Annotated in this window: 16 protein-coding genes; 6 read left to right on the top strand and 10 right to left on the bottom strand. The window is 43.9% G+C overall.

Going from position 1 to position 17,762, the window contains the following annotated elements; all coding sequences use genetic code 11:
* Positions 1-5: 5 nt before the first annotated feature.
* Positions 6-1,382, bottom strand: a complete 1,377-nt coding sequence (gene mgtE, locus IE165_RS17115) for a magnesium transporter (RefSeq protein WP_189627875.1) — start codon at positions 1,380-1,382, stop codon at positions 6-8.
* Between the two features lie 645 nt (positions 1,383-2,027).
* Between mgtE and IE165_RS17110 the strand changes: the two genes are divergently transcribed.
* A complete protein-coding gene (locus IE165_RS17110) occupies positions 2,028-4,832 on the top strand; it encodes a hypothetical protein (protein ID WP_189627874.1) in 2,805 nt (934 codons plus the stop codon).
* Positions 4,833-4,913: 81 nt separating this feature from the next.
* On the opposite strand, the gene IE165_RS17105 is transcribed toward IE165_RS17110, so the two are convergent.
* Together IE165_RS17105 and sppA are read right to left on the bottom strand one after the other, a co-directional pair.
* Positions 4,914-6,104 (bottom strand): phosphoglycerate kinase, encoded by a 1,191-nt coding sequence (locus tag IE165_RS17105; RefSeq protein ID WP_189627873.1) that lies wholly within the window; start codon positions 6,102-6,104, stop codon positions 4,914-4,916.
* Between the two features lie 85 nt (positions 6,105-6,189).
* Positions 6,190-7,953: a signal peptide peptidase SppA gene (sppA, locus tag IE165_RS17100; RefSeq protein ID WP_189627872.1), complete on the bottom strand. Its 1,764-nt coding sequence runs from the start codon at positions 7,951-7,953 to the stop codon at positions 6,190-6,192.
* An 88-nt stretch (positions 7,954-8,041) separates the two neighbouring features.
* Between sppA and folK the strand changes: the two genes are divergently transcribed.
* Both folK and IE165_RS17090 read left to right on the top strand, forming a co-directional pair.
* Positions 8,042-8,533 carry a 2-amino-4-hydroxy-6-hydroxymethyldihydropteridine diphosphokinase gene (folK, locus tag IE165_RS17095; protein WP_189627871.1) on the top strand — a complete coding sequence of 164 codons (492 nt, stop codon included), beginning with the start codon at positions 8,042-8,044 and terminating at the stop codon, positions 8,531-8,533.
* The gene (locus tag IE165_RS17090; protein WP_189627870.1) at positions 8,530-8,898 is read left to right on the top strand and encodes an Hpt domain-containing protein; all 369 of its coding nucleotides are present in this window, start codon (positions 8,530-8,532) and stop codon (positions 8,896-8,898) included. Before folK ends, IE165_RS17090 begins: the two co-directional genes overlap by 4 nt.
* Before the next feature lie 63 nt (positions 8,899-8,961).
* Here IE165_RS17090 and IE165_RS17085 read toward each other — a convergent pair whose 3' ends face one another.
* Positions 8,962-9,642, bottom strand: coding sequence for a CDP-alcohol phosphatidyltransferase family protein (locus IE165_RS17085; protein ID WP_189627869.1), 681 nt, complete (start codon positions 9,640-9,642; stop codon positions 8,962-8,964).
* Positions 9,643-9,706: 64 nt separating this feature from the next.
* Positions 9,707-11,188, bottom strand: a complete 1,482-nt coding sequence (rho, locus tag IE165_RS17080) for a transcription termination factor Rho (RefSeq protein ID WP_189627868.1) — start codon at positions 11,186-11,188, stop codon at positions 9,707-9,709.
* A 576-nt stretch (positions 11,189-11,764) separates the two neighbouring features.
* Between rho and IE165_RS17075 the strand changes: the two genes are divergently transcribed.
* Complete coding sequence (locus tag IE165_RS17075; protein ID WP_189627867.1) at positions 11,765-12,619, top strand: N-acetylglucosamine kinase; 855 nt, start codon at positions 11,765-11,767, stop codon at positions 12,617-12,619.
* A 73-nt stretch (positions 12,620-12,692) separates the two neighbouring features.
* Here the strand turns inward: IE165_RS17075 and IE165_RS17070 are convergent, their stop codons facing one another.
* Together IE165_RS17070 and IE165_RS17065 are read right to left on the bottom strand one after the other, a co-directional pair.
* The gene (locus tag IE165_RS17070; RefSeq protein ID WP_189627866.1) at positions 12,693-13,376 is read right to left on the bottom strand and encodes a metal-dependent hydrolase; all 684 of its coding nucleotides are present in this window, start codon (positions 13,374-13,376) and stop codon (positions 12,693-12,695) included.
* A 10-nt stretch (positions 13,377-13,386) separates the two neighbouring features.
* The gene (locus IE165_RS17065) at positions 13,387-13,731 is read right to left on the bottom strand and encodes a YbaB/EbfC family nucleoid-associated protein (protein ID WP_262891184.1); all 345 of its coding nucleotides are present in this window, start codon (positions 13,729-13,731) and stop codon (positions 13,387-13,389) included.
* A gap of 90 nt (positions 13,732-13,821) precedes the next feature.
* Between IE165_RS17065 and IE165_RS17060 the strand changes: the two genes are divergently transcribed.
* Positions 13,822-14,319 carry an ABC transporter substrate-binding protein gene (locus tag IE165_RS17060; protein WP_189627864.1) on the top strand — a complete coding sequence of 166 codons (498 nt, stop codon included), beginning with the start codon at positions 13,822-13,824 and terminating at the stop codon, positions 14,317-14,319.
* Between the two features lie 57 nt (positions 14,320-14,376).
* Here the strand turns inward: IE165_RS17060 and IE165_RS17055 are convergent, their stop codons facing one another.
* Positions 14,377-15,402 carry a DUF8457 domain-containing protein gene (locus IE165_RS17055; protein WP_189627863.1) on the bottom strand — a complete coding sequence of 342 codons (1,026 nt, stop codon included), beginning with the start codon at positions 15,400-15,402 and terminating at the stop codon, positions 14,377-14,379.
* Positions 15,403-15,610: 208 nt separating this feature from the next.
* Here IE165_RS17055 and IE165_RS17050 point away from each other — a divergent pair, with 208 nt between their 5' ends.
* Positions 15,611-16,186 carry a thymidine kinase gene (locus IE165_RS17050; protein WP_189627862.1) on the top strand — a complete coding sequence of 192 codons (576 nt, stop codon included), beginning with the start codon at positions 15,611-15,613 and terminating at the stop codon, positions 16,184-16,186.
* Between the two features lie 173 nt (positions 16,187-16,359).
* Here the strand turns inward: IE165_RS17050 and IE165_RS17045 are convergent, their stop codons facing one another.
* Both IE165_RS17045 and IE165_RS17040 read right to left on the bottom strand, forming a co-directional pair.
* Positions 16,360-16,869 carry a glutathione peroxidase gene (locus IE165_RS17045; RefSeq protein ID WP_189627908.1) on the bottom strand — a complete coding sequence of 170 codons (510 nt, stop codon included), beginning with the start codon at positions 16,867-16,869 and terminating at the stop codon, positions 16,360-16,362.
* 11 nt (positions 16,870-16,880) lie between these two features.
* Entirely contained in the window at positions 16,881-17,747 is an 867-nt protein-coding gene (locus tag IE165_RS17040; RefSeq protein ID WP_189627861.1) for an N-acetylglucosamine kinase, read from the bottom strand.
* Positions 17,748-17,762 lie beyond the last annotated feature (15 nt).

Here is a 17,762-nt window from a genome sequence, read left to right as displayed (position 1 = left end):
TTTTTTTATGAAACAACAAGATCACCAAGCACGAGCGTGGCTACCGTAAAATAGATAATCAAGCCCGTCACGTCGACTAATGTAGACACAAATGGAGCCGAAGAGCTGGCCGGATCTGCCCCTAAGCGACGAAGTACAAAGGGAAGCATGGATCCGACAAGTGACCCCCACAGAACGACACCAACAAGGGAAAAGGCGATTGCAAATCCATACAGCAGCCAAGCATCACCATAAGCATCGGCAAAAGCTTGATAAACCGATATACGAAAGAACCCCAACGTTCCAAGAATCAGACCGAGCAAAAAACCGGACAAAATCTCGCGTCGCATAACGAGCCACCAGTCGCGCAGCGTAACCTCCCCCATGGCCATCGCCTGAATGATCAACGTGGAAGCCTGCGAACCACTATTCCCTCCGCTGGACATAATAAGCGGCATCAACAACACCAGAATTGTGGTAAGCTTATCCTCGTAAAATTCCAAAACGTTAAACGTGAGCAGCTGCCCCAAAAAAAGTACGATCAGCCATCCACCGCGCTTTTTCACCAAATGGAAAATTGAAACATCTAGGTACGGTTCATCCAATGCTTCAGTACCACCTATCCGCTGCATATCTTCTGTGTATTCTTCATTGGCAACCCAAAGGATATCATCGATCGTCACCATACCCAACATAATACCTTGCTCATCCACCACGGGAAGCGCCACCCGGTTGTTCATCCGGAAAACATTTACAGCCTCCTCTTGAGGATCGTTGGCATGCAGAGAGATCAGCCGGCTGTCGATTAGATCCTCTACTTTCGTATCCAAATCCGAAATGAGGATATCCCTAATCTTGATGTCATCCATTAGTCGGCCTTCACTATCGATGACGTACAACACGTCGATAGTCTCCGAAGCATTCCCGTATCGACGAATATGCTCCAGGACACGGGTGATACTCCAGTGGGGTTTCACCGTGATATAATCTGGTGTCATAAGACGTCCAACACTGTCCTCCGGATAACCCAACAAAGAAAGTGCTTCTTTGCGCTCTTCTGGGGATAGCATGATAATTAAGTGCTTCACCACATCACCCTTTAATTCACTAAAGAATGATGTACGATCATCTGGTGGCATCTCATTTATGAGCTCACGAACTTTAGCTGCGGAAAGTTTTTTGAAGATACGCTCTTGCGTAGGGAAATCGAGGATACTGAAAACGTGAACCGCACGATTAATATTAAGGGTTTCGATAAATAGTGCGGCGTATTCTGGAAGTTCATCGATGAGCTCCTCGACATCGGAGATGTTCTGCTCATTAAGAAAATCTTGAAGCTCAGAAAGGCGATTCGATTCGATCCAATTCTCCACAAGCTCCACTTGCATTTCTAGTTCTTCCATAACAAACTTAAATTTTAATTCCTACATGGGTATTTTTGTTTGCAGCAAAAGTCGACTTTTTAGTTGAAAATAACTAATACTATTTTCAGCCACATACACCAACTATCGATAACAAATTCCATCAGGAACAGTTTTAATTTTTACCGAGCACTTTGCGTAAACATGCCAAGATGACAGCACAAAAAACCCTAGATATTGACAAGCGGATCAACTGGAATTCAAGTCTCCGGAACAAATCCCTATAAATCGATCGAACACGCTAGCATCAACCCCAAGTCATGCTGGCAAAAACAGGCAACCCTATATAGGCCACATCTTGCCGAACCTTTTCATCTGCGCTTCATGGCGTGGTGAAGGTGTGCGTCTATCCCTCGTAATGTAGCACAGAAAAGACAATTATTTTTTTTATCTTGTTGACGAACTAATAACCGAAAAAAAACGAAGCAAAACTTAGCTGGGATCTACTGAGGACATTGCAAAAAGACATTTTTTTAAGCGCAAAATTTAATAAAAAGACCAATTAAAAAAAATCATAAAAAAAAGATAATCAGTATATTGAACTTAAATATTAAAAGTAAAAAAACACATAAATAACCCAATTTATACTAATATTTTTAGTAAAACATACTATTACAAAGTAATCAGATGAATAAAGCAATTATTATCAGCATAATAACCATATTTACATCATTGATAAATACACGTTGTGCATTCGGTCAAATTATAGAAAATGAGCAAGCGCACTCCTCCATCAAATGGCATCAAATTAAAACGAAAAACTACAGACTTCTGTTTCCAAGCACATTTGATTCTGCTGCACTTAACTTAGCAAAGCAGCTACCCTCACTACGGCGATACAGCAGCGATGATTTAAACAAAAACACCCGCCCCATAACATTAGTATTGCAAGGGAATCACCTCAGTCAAAATGGCTATGTACAGCTTGCTCCGCGAAAATCAGAGTTTTACCCGGTCCCCTCCTCCACTGCAGATAATCAGGAATGGCTTCCCAATTTGGCCCTTCACGAACTAAGGCATGTTGCACAATTTGACAAATTGACAGGCCGTATCAGAGGCCCTTTTTTTGAACAATTGGCGCTTGGCCTCTACGCGCTGAATCTGCCAGCATGGTATTTCGAAGGTGACGCTGTACAAATTGAAACCATCCATAGTTCCGGCGGACGCGGCAGGTTACCGTCTTGGGTTATGCCCATTCGCGCAAATATATTATCGGATGAACATTATGATTTCAATAAATATGTGCTGGGATCTTTCAAAGATAATGTTCCCTCGCATTACACGATCGGCCTGTTGATGAATACATACTTGACGAACCATAACGGTATTGATAGCCATGAAAAAATTATGGAACAGATGCGAAAAAAGCTCCTTCGCCCTTTTAATTTTCAACGCGCTTTCAAGCAAGTATCCGGTATCAAACCTAAAAAAATGTTTGGTGAAACTTTGAAAGAACTGCAAGAAAATTGGTCTAATATGGACAATAAAAAATCTATAGAAAATGAAATAAAAACAACAACAAGTAGGTTTCCCAGCGATTATCTTTTGCCCCAAAAAAGTGGATCCGGCACTTTATTGGTGCTGAAATCAAGTCCAAAATTGGTTAACGAGATCATCCAATTGGACAGCATGGGAAACGAGATTGGTCTTGTCAAGACGGGCATTCAGATTACGCCCTATTTCCATTTGCGCGGCACGCAACTGGTCTGGGACGAATACCGAAAGGATCCCCGATTTGGCAAGCAGACCTATAATGTTATCAACATGTATGACTTAGATAGCAAAAAACTACGCACATTGACGCACAAATCGAGGTATTACTCCCCTGCACTTCACCCCACGAAAGGTATCATCGCCGTCGTTGAAGTAAACACCGCTAATAAAAGTAGCTTGCTATTGATTGACGCCAAAAATGGGTCGGTTTCGGACACCTACCGCCTCGCCGAGGGCTTGCATATACAGCAACCAAAATTTGATGCGGTAGGAAATAAAATCATTGCAATTGCAGTATCGCAGAAGGGAACGAATCTGATCGAAATAGACTTGCAGACACGGCAGCAACGATTGTTGCTTGATTGGAGCAATCAACAGCTCGAACGCCCGTTGTACCACAACGATGATATCATTTTTAAAGCGCATTATAACGGCAGGGATAACATCTATCGACTCGATCAGCACGGACAGCAATATCAATTGACTGATGCTCGATTTGGCGCGTTCAATGCCGCTATTGATGTAGAAAACAAACAGATGATTTACAACGATTACCGGTATAATGGTTACAAGTTGGCTTCGCAAAAGCTAGCTCAGGGAACAGCCGTCCTCGATCAGAGGCCAACATTGTTCATACAACCGACCCTGGATCAACTTCAGCAAAAGGATAATCTTGGAAAAGTGGAAGAGAACCTGCAGATAACACCTTACAACCCCACCACAAACCTCGTCAACTTTCATAGTCTGTCGATCAGCGGAACTAATTTTGAAAGCTTCAACAATTATATTCCCGGTCTTTTTTGGCTTTCAAACGATGTGTTGAACACCGGTCAGATTAAACTAGGCTACGAGTATGACCCCGACATACGCAAGAGCACCTACTCGGCAGAAGTGGCCTACCGGAGATACCTTCCCGTATTCACTGCACGTTATGCCAATCGTGGACTCGTGGGAAATGCAGTTGCGCAGAACAACCAGGTTATTATGTACGATTACCGTGACCATCATGCCACACTTGAAGTCGGCATACCACTGTCTATTTACCGGCAAAACATGGTTTATAGCTATGGTGCGAATTTCGGAACATCGTTTACGAAGCGATATAATGTCAGTATAGCGCTCCGAAATTTCAATGAAACCATTGCATTTCCCCTAAATTACCAAGCCTATTTCAACAGGAACAGTATGCGAAGCCGGCTGGACCTCGCCCCACGCTGGGGTCAAAATATAAGTATCACCTATCGCCACCTGCCCTTTGAAGAGCAGCTGAGCGGTCAAGTTTTTTCGGTAAGAACAAATTTTTACCTACCTGGATTGGTATCCAATCACAGTCTGCAAGTACGCTTCGCCGCCCAACGCAGCACCGGACGATATGAAGGCGTATACGATATCCCCCTGGTATCGGGATGGGGCAACTTCAGGTCGGATATCGTGCACAACACCGCGCTGGCGAGCTATCGCATGCCTTTATTCTATCCAGACTGGAGCATTGGCTCTCTGGCTTACATCAAACGCTTTCAGGGATTGCTATTTTCAGATTTCCAAAACATCCATAGATCTGCTACACCAAAGAGCTTTGGAATGGGGATATCAGCAGACCTCAATGTGTTTCGTTATGTACTGCCTGATATCAACGTAGCGGCAAGGATAACGTATATCAATGATGTATCGGCATCCCAAAAGCTGTTTCCGACTTTCGGGTTTAGCTACGCCTATTAAATAGTGAAACCTAGCCGCACAAAAAAGCCGTAACAATTTGCATGTTACGGCTTTTATGCTTATTACAATGTAGCTATTGCGTTAGTTGTTCAATGCTTGAACGCCCGGAAGCACTTTGCCCTCCATGTATTCCAACAATGCACCGCCGCCGGTACTTACGTAACTCACATGCTCGGTCATTCCAAACTTTGATACCGCAGCGGCTGAATCTCCGCCTCCTATAAGCGAAAAAGCTCCGCGCTCTGTTGCCGCTACAACTGCATCGGCGACTGCTTTCGTGCCTTTTGCAAAGGTATCAAATTCAAACACGCCCATTGGCCCGTTCCAAAGTAAGGTATTCGAAGCTCCGATCACTTCCGCAAAGTGAGCCGACGATTCGGGACCAATATCAAGCCCCTCCTTATCTGCTGGAATGGCGTCATTTGGCCCATCATAGGTTGCTGCATCATTAGAAAAGCCATCGGCTATCTGAGCATCCGTTGGCAATACTAAATTAACCCCTTTTTCTTCCGCTTTTTGAACAAGCTCATTGGCCAAATCCAACTTATCGATCTCCACCAATGATTTACCAATTTCTCCACCACGTGCTTTCACAAATGTGTAAGCCATGCCGCCGCCAATGACAAGGTTATCCACTTTGTCTAACAATGCCTCAATCAATTGGATTTTGTCCGACACTTTCGCGCCGCCCATAATGGCCGTAAATGGACGGCTGGGGTGGTTCATGACCTTCTCGGCATTCTTGATCTCTGCGGCCATTAAATAACCCGCATATTTACTTCCTGGAAAAAAATCCGCAACAATGGCGGTCGAAGCGTGAGCGCGATGCGCCGTACCAAAGGCATCGTTTACATAAACGTCACCGAGCGTTGCCAATTTTTTGGCAAAATCTTTATCACCTTTTTCCTCTTCTTTGTAAAAGCGAAGGTTTTCTAATAGAAGAACTTCGCCAGGCTGTAATGCGCCACTTTTTTCCACAGCTTCTTCGCCGATGCAATCATTGGCAAACTGCACATCAACACCTAATACCGTCGATAAATGCGCAACGATGTGCTTCAATGAATACTTATCCGTTGGCCCATCTTTCGGACGTCCTAAATGAGACATCAGGATCACCGAGCCACCGTCAGCCAATACTTTTTTTATCGTGGGCGCGGCGCCTTGGATACGGTTGTCATCGGTTATATTAAAATTCTCATCAAAAGGCACGTTAAAATCCACGCGGATCAATGCCTTTTTACCGGAGAAATTCAAATCATCAATTGTTTTCATAAATACTTTAAAATTTAAGTTGACCTTTTACTTCCAGCCATAAATATAGAAAAAAGGAGGGAAATCGAAAATCCCCTCCTTAACTTTATCGTATTTCAATCGTATACGGCATTCGGGCCTGTATGCCCGAAGATTTGGTAATCGTCCGTAACCGTTCGACATATTGCCTATACTCGCCCAGTTCGTCAGCCAGCATCCACGCCTTGATACGTTCCTTCGATGTCCCTAAGATCGACGAAAAAGGGTCTTTAACCGTGGGATAATAAGAAAGTTTGTACTGTTTAAGTTTGGCTTTGGCAGCAGCAGCAGAAACAGCGCGCTGCAATCCCCCAACCTCGTCCACCAATCCGTGGCCTTTGGCTTGCTTGCCGGTCCATACACGACCTTGCCCAATGCTATCGACCGCATTCGTCGTTAGCTTCCTTCCCTTCGCAACCTTGCCGATAAAGGTACGGTAGACGTTGTTCACATCACCCTGGATAATCGCCCGTTCCTCCTCCGTCAACGGCCTATCTGGAACTGACATCAAACCGGAAAACCGGCCTGTTCTCACCTCATCAAAGTGGACACCCAGTTTGTTGTTTAAAAGCCCTTGCAGATTCGGGATCAAACCAAAAACACCAATAGACCCGGTCAATGTCTCCTCTTCGGCGAAAATAGAGTCTGCCAACGCAGAAATATAATAGCCTCCCGAAGCGGCATAGTCGCCCATAGACACCACGATAGGTTTTACCTTTTGGGTAAGCTCTACCTCTCTCGCGATAATATCTGACGCCAATGCAGATCCACCGGGCGAATTCACACGAAGCACAACCGCCTTCACACGATCATCCCTCCGCAACTTTCGAAGCTCCCGGGAAAAACGGTCGCCACCAATATTGGTGTCGTCTCCTTCACCGTCAACGATATCCCCTGCAGCATAGAGTACGGCTATACGATCTCCCGTCTGTTCCGTCTCGCTCCCACCCGTATAATCCAACAAAGAAACTGCTGGAATATCCTTCTTTTCCTCTACCCCCAATCGTTTTTTGATTTCGCTCAGCAATTCATCTTTGTACAGACGATCATCGACAAACTTGTACGTTACGGCGTCCTCCGCATTTCGAATCAAGTAATTATCCGCTACATTGCGTAACGAATCGACACTGATATGTCGTGCCGTTGAAATATTTGACAAAAACGACCCATACATACTCGCTAAATAGGACGTTACCTGTTGCCTATTGGCAGGACTCATTTCATTTAATAGAAAAGGTTCAACAGCAGATTTAAATGTACCCACTTTCACCACTTGCATGTCAATACCTAGCTTCTCCAAGGCTTCCTTAATGAAGGCAATCGAACTGGACAAACCGTTAAATTCTAAACTTCCTTCAGGGTTCAAATAAATCTTATCCGCAAGCGAAGCAAGATAATAGCCTTTTTGCGTGTATGCATCGCTGTACGCAACGATAAACTTGCCCGATGACTTGAAGTCTTTTAGCGCCGCGTGAATGGCTTTTAAACTGGCCATACCCGTGTTTACATAACTCGGATTTAGGTAAATCCCTTTTATACGGTCATCTGTTTTTGCTGCAGCGATTCGACCTACAATATCATTTAACCCCAAGGATTTCATGCGACCATACCCCGGAACATTCAACCCATCCAACGGATTTTCACTGGTACGCTCTGTTATCTCGTGGTTAAGCGATACATACAGCACGGCATTGGAAGGAACATCGGCATCCTTATTTCCCGATTGACTGACCGTACTCAGCACTAATCCGATTACTAAAACAAAAAATAGGATCACCACAATGGTTATTCCGGTAACGGTGGCTAGTACGTACTTAAAAAATGATCTCATATAATATGATTGCTTGTTTCAAAGACCTAATTTAATTGTTTCTTTTGAAGAATGCGAAATTTATGTAGATATGCACTATATTTAAAGGATGAACGATGCTTTTATACTATTGGGCGCCAACTTGGGCGAGCCGCTTAGGCAGCTGCACATCGCTGCCCGAAAAATAGAGCAACAGGTAGGAACCATACAGCAAGCATCTTCTATCTATTCCTCAGCGGCCTGGGGTGTGTTGGATCAGCCGCCATTTCTTAACCAAGTGCTACTGATATCCACGAGGTTGTCGCCACCCACACTATTAAAAGCGCTACAGCAGATCGAAAGCGACCTGGGGAGGGTACGTTTGCAGAAATGGGGAGCCCGCCTGATAGATATTGACATTTTGTACTACAACAGCGAGATCATCGCCGAACCAAATTTATCTATCCCACACCCTTACATCCCTCTACGAAAATTTACACTCATGCCGCTTGTGGAAATTGCGCCGACCTACATACATCCCGTAAACAAAAGATCTAATGAAGAACTTCTTGCCGCTTGCAACGACTCCTTACCTGTACATCAATTAAATATTGCCGAATGACGAACAAATATACCCTTATTGATCCTGTAGCAATCCAAACAAATTTAATGCAAAACGCTGCGCTCATTAATCAGTTTCTAGCGCTTTATCTCGTGCAGATACCGGTAGACCGGGATGCGCTAGAGGAAGCGATGCGCAGCGCGCATAACCCAGAGATTGCCAGCAAGGCTCACCACATCAAGCCCACTATGGAATATATAGGCGCTACGAAACTTCAATCGGCATTGCAAGAACTGGAGACAGCTGCCAAACAAGGGGACAACATCGAAGCGTTAGAAAGGTTGTTTGCCGAGCTCTCTCCCCAATTTGACACGCTACTCACCGAAATACAAACCTATATGAACGAGCTTGCTCTATCTCCATAGCAGGTAAAAAGCCAAAGCTACCTAACCCCCTTGCCTCGGAGGTAACACCATTTAAATAAGCACTCAAGCTTGATTCGAACCATTGGCAAAATGAAGAAATGAAAGCAAGATATAAAGAAACAAAACAATCGGAAGTGCGGTAAATTTCAGGAAAAGAATTAAAAATATACTCAGCACGACGAAGATATACTTAAATTTATTCGGCCGCCAAGCCAACGTGACAAGCTTCATACTGAACAATCGAATTTCAGAGATAAGAAGAAAACTCAGCAGGATAACTAAAAACAATAACACGTATACGCTGCGTATGGCACCAACATCTTGAGAGATAAAGGGTAATGCGGCAATAACAAACGTATTCATAGGGGTATTTAGTCCTATAAAATCGTTGGTTTGGCGATCGTCCACATTAAATTTCGCCAACCGTAAAGCAGAGAAAACCGTCACAACGAAACCGAGATAAGGCACATAGGTTGATGAGCTTGCTTCTTGAAGCAGCATATATAAAACTGCGCCAGGCAAAAATCCAAAACTCACCATATCCGCCAATGAATCCAGTTCTTTGCCGATATGTGACTTTACGTTCAAGGCACGCGCCAACATACCATCAAAAAAATCAAATACGCCCGAAGCCAATACACAGTAAAACATCGGCAGGTATGATGCTTTCAAGGCAAACAGCACACCTAAGCATCCAGAAAATAAATTCAAGCAGGTGAGTGTATTGGGAAGATGTTTTTTCATGCAATAAAAAAGTTAAGCCATCCTTTTATGAAGGATGGCTTAAAAATATCAAATAATGCTGGTATTAACCATTCATACTTATCAAAAACTCCTCATTGGATTTTGTACCACGCATTTGCGTAAGCAAAAATTCCATGGCTTCTGTGGAGTTCATATCCGCCAGATGGTTACGTAGTACCCACATACGTTGGAGCGTATCTCGATCCACCAACAAATCATCGCGGCGCGTGCTGGACGCAGTCAGATCGATTGCTGGGAAAATACGTTTGTTGGCAAGCTTGCGATCTAACTGCAACTCCATATTTCCCGTCCCCTTAAACTCTTCAAAGATCACGTCATCCATTTTCGATCCGGTATCCGTTAACGCCGTCGCCAAGATAGTCAATGAACCTCCATTTTCGATATTCCGTGCCGCACCAAAGAAACGCTTCGGTTTATGCAGGGCATTTGCATCCACACCACCGGATAAAATTTTGCCGGACGCAGGAGCAACTGTATTGTAGGCGCGTGCCAAACGTGTAATGGAATCCAAAAGGACAACAACATCATGGCCACATTCCACCATTCTCTTTGCTTTCTCAAGAACAATGTTGGCAATCTTGACATGGCGATCCGCAGGCTCATCAAAGGTCGAAGAAATAACCTCTGCACGCACGTTTCTTGCCATATCCGTCACCTCTTCCGGACGTTCGTCGATCAACAAAATGATCAAGTAAACCTCCGGATGATTCTTCGCGATGGCATTAGCGACTTCCTTCAATAAATTTGTTTTACCAGTTTTTGGCTGCGCAACGATCAAACCACGTTGCCCCTTACCGATGGGTGTGAAAAGATCCATGATTCGTGTGGAATGGTTGCCCATGCCCAAATCAAGATTCAGTTTCTCATCCGGAAACAACGGTGTTAAATAATCAAAAGGTACCCGATCCCTGATCTCGGCCGGATTTTGTCCATTGATGGACTCCACCCGTACAAGTGGAAAATATTTCTCGCCCTCCTTTGGGGGACGGATACTTCCGCGCACATTGTCGCCGGTCTTTAAACCGAATAATTTGATCTGTGATTGGGAAACATAGATATCATCCGGTGAAGTTAAGTAGTTGTAATCGGAAGAACGCAGGAAACCATAACCGTCAGGCATTATTTCAAGCACGCCTTCATTCACGATGACATTGTCAAAATCTGTAGGCTGCACAGGTGCAGCACTCTCTGTTTTCGCAGGGGCAGGCACCTGCTCTGTCGGAGTAGCAGCGCGTGACCCTGGTTCGTCAAGCGTTAGGCTTTCGGTCCTGATTTCCTCCGTCGGTGTTCTCTTCGTAACGGCGACAGGTTCCGTCTTCAACGTACGAACGCGTTTCCGAGGGCGCTCAGCCTCTTCTGCCACGGCTACTTCTTTGGGCTCGTCCTGAACGGATTGTTGAGCGATTAGTGAAATACGATCAATCAACTCTTGCTTGCGTAGTTTATCGACATCACCGATGCCCAATACTTTTGCAATCTCGCGTAACTCCGACACGAGCTTGGTATTTAGTTCATTAATATCCATTAACTTTTTATTATGAGATATAGGATTTTATTGCAATTTGATATATCCGCTCTATTTTAGCTGATGTGGCTTCGAATCGAAAACCTGCCAAACGTAGTAAAGATTCACTTATGAAAGTTACATTAGATCACCTCAAAAAAGGATAAATCTGAGAATTGGCACAAAAATAACATAACATTTGTATATTCAAAGAAATTATATAATTTTTTTTACTTTCGAACGGATACTTTATTAACGTGTATTAAACAAAAATGTTTTATAACGGAGTTGAATTTAGATAAATTTTATTTTTTTTTTGGTTTCAGGTTACTCTCTCGGTATACGCATACAACGAACAACAGGCTGGTTATTGTACAAAATACACTAAGCTTTCAAAAAAAACGTACGCCAGCAAAACCAACGTTAGAGGGGTTTAGAAGCAGTTTTTTCACCATAATCTACCACAACGCTCTTGGAAATAAAGTTTTTTCGCTCGCGATATTCGTATTTATAAACTTAAAAATGTATTTTCGAAGAGCTTTTAGCTTTTAGAATCAGCAAGAAAACAAAAAATAACACAATAAAACCAAATCTATAATGATTATCATTGCGGACGGCGGATCAACAAAAACAAACTGGTGTTTGTTGGATGATTCAAACAAAAAAATATACTTCAACACGGAGGGATACAACCCTTACTTCGTTGACAGTGACTACATTGTTAATTCGTTGAAAAAGGGTCTTCCTGGAGACCTTCCTTTGGACAAAATTGAGGAAGTAAATTATTACGGTGCAGGTGTGCACAATGAAGAGAAAGCAAAGATCGTGGAAGTAGCTATGCAAAAAGTATTCCCGAGTGCCCGAGTGGAGATTGGGCACGATCTATTGGCCGCAGCCCGTGCGTTATTGGGCGACCAACCAGGATTTGCTGCTATTTTGGGAACTGGAACAAATACCTGTATCTACGATGGTCAGGAAATCACGTATAACATAGATTCGGCTGCCTATATCTTGGGCGACGAAGGAAGCGGGAGCTATATCGGCAAGAAATTACTCACGGATTTTATCCGCGGATTGATGCCGGAGGACGTTGCTAAATCTTTCTTCGAGACCTACAAACTCACGCCGGATGAAATAATGGACAATGTGTACACGAAACCATTGGCCAATAGATTTTGTGCAAGCTTTAGCAAGTTTGTCTATGACAACAATGTCAACATTCAATATACCCGTCAAATTGTAGACGATGCGTTTGAGGCCTTTTTTAGCAATCTGGTCAGCAAGTATCCAGATTATCAAAACTATACGTTCAATTGCATTGGGTCGGTTGGTTACAACTTCAGAAATGTACTGGAGGAAAAGGCCAACCACTACAACATGAAGGTGGGCAAAATTTTGCGGTCTCCGATAGACGACCTCGTCGTATTCCATATCAACAGAGCAAAAAAATAAATGCACCTGTAAAAAGAAAAGCCATTTCGTTTTCGAAATGGCTTTTCTTTTGCGCGGTTTGCTTTCCAGAAAGCTATAACGCCATCGACTCGCCGATTCCGGGAAGGAACAATTGCAGACCATTGCCCTCAAATTTTGCCTTAGCTTCTGCTGCGTCGATGCTGATCGGCGGAAATGTATCGTAATGTATACCAACTACATTTTTGCAGTTGACAAAACGAGCGGCTTTTATGGCATCATCAACATCCATGGTGTAGTGCCCACCGATAGGCAGGAAAGCCCAATCGAGTTCCAAGTCTTCCAAAAGCTTCATTTCCATGGTAAGTCCCGTATCTCCCGCAAAATAGATCTTCTTATCCTCCACGAAGAATACGTAGCCTGCTGCTACACCAGCATACTCGCCTGCTGGCGTGCTATTGGTATGCAAGGCATAAACCATTTTCACATCTCCGAAAGGGAGGCGCAATGTCCCTCCAAAGTTATATTCGATCACCCGCTCCTTTGGAACTCCCTGTTTACGGACCCAAGCGGCCGTTTCCACGATGGCAGCTACTTTCGCACCACTGTTCTGCTGTACCTTCACGAGATCAGCAACGTGATCTTGATGGCAATGGCTTAAAAAGATATAATCGGGACGCAACGTGTCCACATCAATATGTTTGGCCAAGTCGTTGTAAGAAATAAAGGGATCCAATAACACATTAGTCCCACCAAAATCGAAGGCTACACACGACTGCCCATAGTATGTTACATGCATAGGTTAACTGCTATTTGTTAAACAAATTCCCTAATCCACCTAATCCGCCAAGCAAATCCTGTGACATGGCCTGCATCTCTGACTGGCTCACATTTTCCGCTTGGACAAGGGTTTTATTTAATGCTACTACAAGGAGTTCCTCCAACTCTTCTTTATCCGCCGCAGCGAGAAATGCTGGATCGATCACGATTTCTTTGATCTCCTTATTCGCGGTGGCGATTACCTTGATCTTCCCACCTTCTGCCTCGCCTGAAACAGTGACATGGTCTAACCTTTTTTTAGTCTCTTCGGCCTTCTGCTGGGCCTCCATTAATTTATCGAACATATGTTGACTTCTTTTTTTCCAGTAAGCAATTTACAAAATATATGCCATTCATTCACATACAATGGATGGATTAGGTTCTTAAGCCTTGCTTCCGTAACTTTGCCCCAGCAAAAGATTAGCATGGCAGAACTTCATTTTTATACAGCCCTATTGGCCGAGAAACAACAACTAGCACCACAGGAAGCATCAGTCCTCGACGAAGAAATTAGTATCCTGCTCCACAAACTTAAATTCATTCCGCTCGAACAGCGTCCATCGGTACTGCTGGTCCGGCAAGATACGGGATTTCAACCGGTGTATAATGAAAAGTTTTCCGACATGGTGCAGATTGCAGGGGGGAAACTGCTCGCCGAAAAATTCGATAATCCCGATATCCTATTGATTATCCAAAACAATGAAAGCCTTTACGGAGAAATGGGCATACTAATGGAAGATGATCTTTTAAACCGGACAAACGCCCTTCGTTCCAATCAAATTTTCATTGTACAGAAAAGCGATCTTGGTGATCACAACGACGATTTTCTTCGTGATGTGGAAATCTGTGCAGAGATTATTCAGCCAAAATATTTTATTTACGGACGACAGGGCCAAGATTGGGTCAAATTTGACATTGTTTAACATCGATAAAAGACAGGCTTTCCGCTATGGAAAGCCTGTCTTTTATCCGTAACAACGTTACATAAATTTTTTACGAAGCACCGCATATAGCTTCTCTACTGTTTGAGGCTTGTCCCCCCAGTTGTTCTTCAACGCATAGTTTGTCTGTAGAAACACATCGGCCTCGGCAAAACTATTATACCGATTTAAAAGCTCGATGGCCTCGCTGTAGGCCAAAGAGTAACCATTAAACAAATCTTTGATAAACAAAAGCTTGTCATTGAGATTGATCACAGACTTCAGATCAACCACGCGCTCTTGGCTTTTTGATGGCTGGGAAGCAATGGTAGCCGATTGGCCGAGAGCTGCTGTACGCTGTTGTTGCAGCATCTCATTGAGCGTGAGGGGTCTCGCAGGCTTTCGTTCCTCTGCGGCGGGGCTATTTTCAATCACAATTTGCTTGGGCTCTTGAATCACCTCTTGCACAACCACACGTTCCTCAGATGGTGCTGGTGCCTGCGGCTGCTTCTCTTCCGGCTTTTGCGTTGACGCATCCCGTTCTTCTTCTACAGCTACCGGTTGATTTACGGGTTCATTATGCGAGACAGGTGGACTAAATAGCGTTTGTGATGTCGAATCTCTTTCGGCCTGCTCCGGTTTTTCTTCCACTTCGGATTCACTTTTTGCTGTCACCGATTCGCTGTCCGTAGCTGGATCCCCCGCTTTTTTATCCGTTTCAACAATTTCCTCTTCAATTGGCTGTTTATCCTCGGCATCAGTGGAAGAAACTACCGGCGGCGTAAAAACAATCTCCTCTTTCTGTTCCTCTTTTTCCTCGGCCGGCAAAACAGCTGCTTGCGCGTGATCCACAGTATGATCGACTGTTGGGATCGAAGCATTCGATGAGGCATGAGAACCGCTATCTCTTGAAAGCTGTCCGAAAACCTCGAAATGCGTTGCTAAAAATTTCGCTTGTGCTTCCATCAATACGATCGCAGTCGCCCGATCCTCTTGTTTGCCTTCGGACAGCCCTGCGTAGCCTTCATTAAGTTCAACCAACAATTCACCGATCTTCGAAAAAATAGAATCTTTTGTATACGCCATATTTGTCTTTTTTATATTTTGTAGGAGCAGTACCTTCAGGCCATTATAGATGGTCTGTGGAAAAGGAAAAGAACTGATAGCTATACCATTCCATGTCCAGGCTCATTTCCCTCCTTCAAATTTAAGATATAATTTCGATATTAGCACGGTTCAAGCAGAAGTTTTAGCCTCCGTTAATCCGCTGCTTATCACCCATTAAAACAAATAGATGCTGTTTTCCGAACATACTTTTATCCAAAAAAACACCCAGGTTGGGAGTATAGAGGTCATTTGTGGATCCATGTTCTCCGGAAAAACAGAAGAGCTTATCCGGCGCATGAAGCGCGCGCAGTTTGCCAAGCTGCCAGTCGAGATTTTTAAGCCTGCCATTGACATTCGATATAGCGATGCTTCTGTGATCTCACATGATAAGAATAGCATCCCATCAACGCCAATTTCACATTCCGCAGCCATTCTGCTTTTGAGTGCAGAAACGAAGGTGGTGGGCATCGACGAAGCCCAATTTTTTGACGATGAGCTGCCTCATGTTTGTGTGCAGCTCGCCAATAGAGGTGTCCGTGTTATCGTCGCAGGACTTGACATGGACTTCAAAGGCTTGCCCTTTGGCCCTATCCCCGCCTTGATGGCCATCGCCGAACACGTGACGAAAGTGCATGCGGTATGTGTGCAGTGCGGCGCTCCCGCCACCTATTCCTACCGGATCACGTCAAATGAAGAAAGGGTTTTACTCGGAGAAAAGGAAAGCTATGAGCCGCGCTGTCGATCTTGTTACTTCGGTTTATAACGCACAGCCGAATTCCACTAAAAACCTTAACAAAAACTTAACAGACAGTAGATTGGATGCGAGCAAACTCCTTGCTATCTTTGTTCGGAACAAAGTTAGCTTATAAATGGTTTAGACCATATACGCAGGACGGCGCACATTTGTACGCCGTCTTTTTTAATTACTATATCCACTTATTTGATATTGCTCGTGATGCTGGTATCCAAGGGATTTACCTTAGAGCGATAGCGATGCACCAATTTACCGTCTTTATCGATTAGAAATTTTTCAAAGTTCCAGTTGATGTCGCCGGTAAAGTCGGCATTTTCCGCCGTTGTCAAATACGTAAATAATGGGTCGATATCTTTTCCTTTCACGTCGATTTTTTCAGAAAGCAAAAAGGTTACGCCATAGTTCTTTTCGCAAAAGTCTTGAATCGCTTCGTTTGATCCAAACTCCTGTCCGCCGAAGTTGTCTGTCGGAAAGCCGATGATAACGAGATCTTTGCCATACTGCTCATGCAGCGCCTGCAGATCTTTATACTGCTTGGTAAACCCGCATTTTGAGGCAGTATTGACAATCAGAACTTGTTTACCCTTGAAATCGGATAAATTGACGGTTTTGCCATCTATCGATGTAAAGCTAAAATCGTAAATGGTGGCTGCGGGTGCAAACATGCTGAGCAGCAGCAAAAGTGTGTTCATTAGTGCCATACTTATCTTTCTTGTATTAACTTAGTTTCTCTATCAACAATAAAATGGAACAAATGTTCCATTGGACTTTTTAGTATGGAACCAACCTTAACGCCCAGTACCTCGCATACTTCGCGTAGCTGAAGGTCAAAGTGATAGGCAATACGTCCCACGAAGTGTACCTTATATTCCCAATAATCCGGATATGTCATCACATTGGTTCGCACAAATTCATCAAAACCGTTACGCAACAGGGAATCAATGTAGGGATGAAGCCTATTATCCGCCATGAATTCGGCAAAGGACGCCAAATATGCGTTTGGACGTTCCCGCTGGTAAACGTTTTTGATAACAATGTCTTTGTTCAACCGGTAACGCTCCGCAAACTTGACAGACAGGTCTTTGGGCATGCTATCATATAAGAAGGACGTGATAAGCTGTTTGCCAAACCATGCGCCAGAGCCCTCATCACCTAGTACATATCCTACACCGTGAACGCCGGTACGAAGGTGCTCGCCATCAAAAAAACCAATGTCCGAACCCGTTCCTATCGTTGATATATACCCTTTTTTATCTCCACATGTGGCATATGCACATCCTAACAGATCACTTTCTACCGATACGAAAGCGGTCGGAAAAATTTCGGTAAGCGCATTCGATACAATCTCGCGCCTATCCGGAGTGACACAACCCGCACCAAAAAAATAAACTTCATTTATCTCGTTCGCGTAGGGCAAAATTTCCGGCACCTCCTTCATCACCTTGGCAATTTCCTTCTCGTTTACGAAAAAGGGATTCAACCCTCTCGTACGGAAAGACAAAGGCTTGCTATCAGGTAAATTAAGCATCCAGTCCGAGTTCGAAGATCCGCTATCGGCCACTAAAATCATACGTTATATCCAAAT

Origin of the sequence: Sphingobacterium griseoflavum (assembly GCF_014653155.1) — a bacterium.
In the GTDB taxonomy this organism is placed as follows: Bacteria; Bacteroidota; Bacteroidia; order Sphingobacteriales; family Sphingobacteriaceae; genus Sphingobacterium; species Sphingobacterium griseoflavum.
This window is presented reverse-complemented; position numbering and strand designations above follow the sequence as displayed.

Coding starts and splice junctions, on each gene's coding strand:
- IE165_RS17075 (WP_189627867.1), top strand. CDS start 11,765: ATGATTATCATTGCGGACGGCGGATCAACAAAAACAAACTGGTGTTTG.
- IE165_RS17040 (WP_189627861.1), bottom strand. CDS start 17,747: ATGATTTTAGTGGCCGATAGCGGATCTTCGAACTCGGACTGGATGCTT.
- IE165_RS17055 (WP_189627863.1), bottom strand. CDS start 15,402: ATGGCGTATACAAAAGATTCTATTTTTTCGAAGATCGGTGAATTGTTG.
- folK (WP_189627871.1), top strand. CDS start 8,042: ATGAACGATGCTTTTATACTATTGGGCGCCAACTTGGGCGAGCCGCTT.
- IE165_RS17050 (WP_189627862.1), top strand. CDS start 15,611: ATGCTGTTTTCCGAACATACTTTTATCCAAAAAAACACCCAGGTTGGG.
- IE165_RS17060 (WP_189627864.1), top strand. CDS start 13,822: ATGGCAGAACTTCATTTTTATACAGCCCTATTGGCCGAGAAACAACAA.
- mgtE (WP_189627875.1), bottom strand. CDS start 1,382: ATGGAAGAACTAGAAATGCAAGTGGAGCTTGTGGAGAATTGGATCGAA.
- IE165_RS17070 (WP_189627866.1), bottom strand. CDS start 13,376: ATGCATGTAACATACTATGGGCAGTCGTGTGTAGCCTTCGATTTTGGT.
- rho (WP_189627868.1), bottom strand. CDS start 11,188: ATGGATATTAATGAACTAAATACCAAGCTCGTGTCGGAGTTACGCGAG.
- IE165_RS17085 (WP_189627869.1), bottom strand. CDS start 9,642: ATGAAAAAACATCTTCCCAATACACTCACCTGCTTGAATTTATTTTCT.
- IE165_RS17045 (WP_189627908.1), bottom strand. CDS start 16,869: ATGAACACACTTTTGCTGCTGCTCAGCATGTTTGCACCCGCAGCCACC.
- sppA (WP_189627872.1), bottom strand. CDS start 7,953: ATGAGATCATTTTTTAAGTACGTACTAGCCACCGTTACCGGAATAACC.
- IE165_RS17110 (WP_189627874.1), top strand. CDS start 2,028: ATGAATAAAGCAATTATTATCAGCATAATAACCATATTTACATCATTG.
- IE165_RS17105 (WP_189627873.1), bottom strand. CDS start 6,104: ATGAAAACAATTGATGATTTGAATTTCTCCGGTAAAAAGGCATTGATC.
- IE165_RS17090 (WP_189627870.1), top strand. CDS start 8,530: ATGACGAACAAATATACCCTTATTGATCCTGTAGCAATCCAAACAAAT.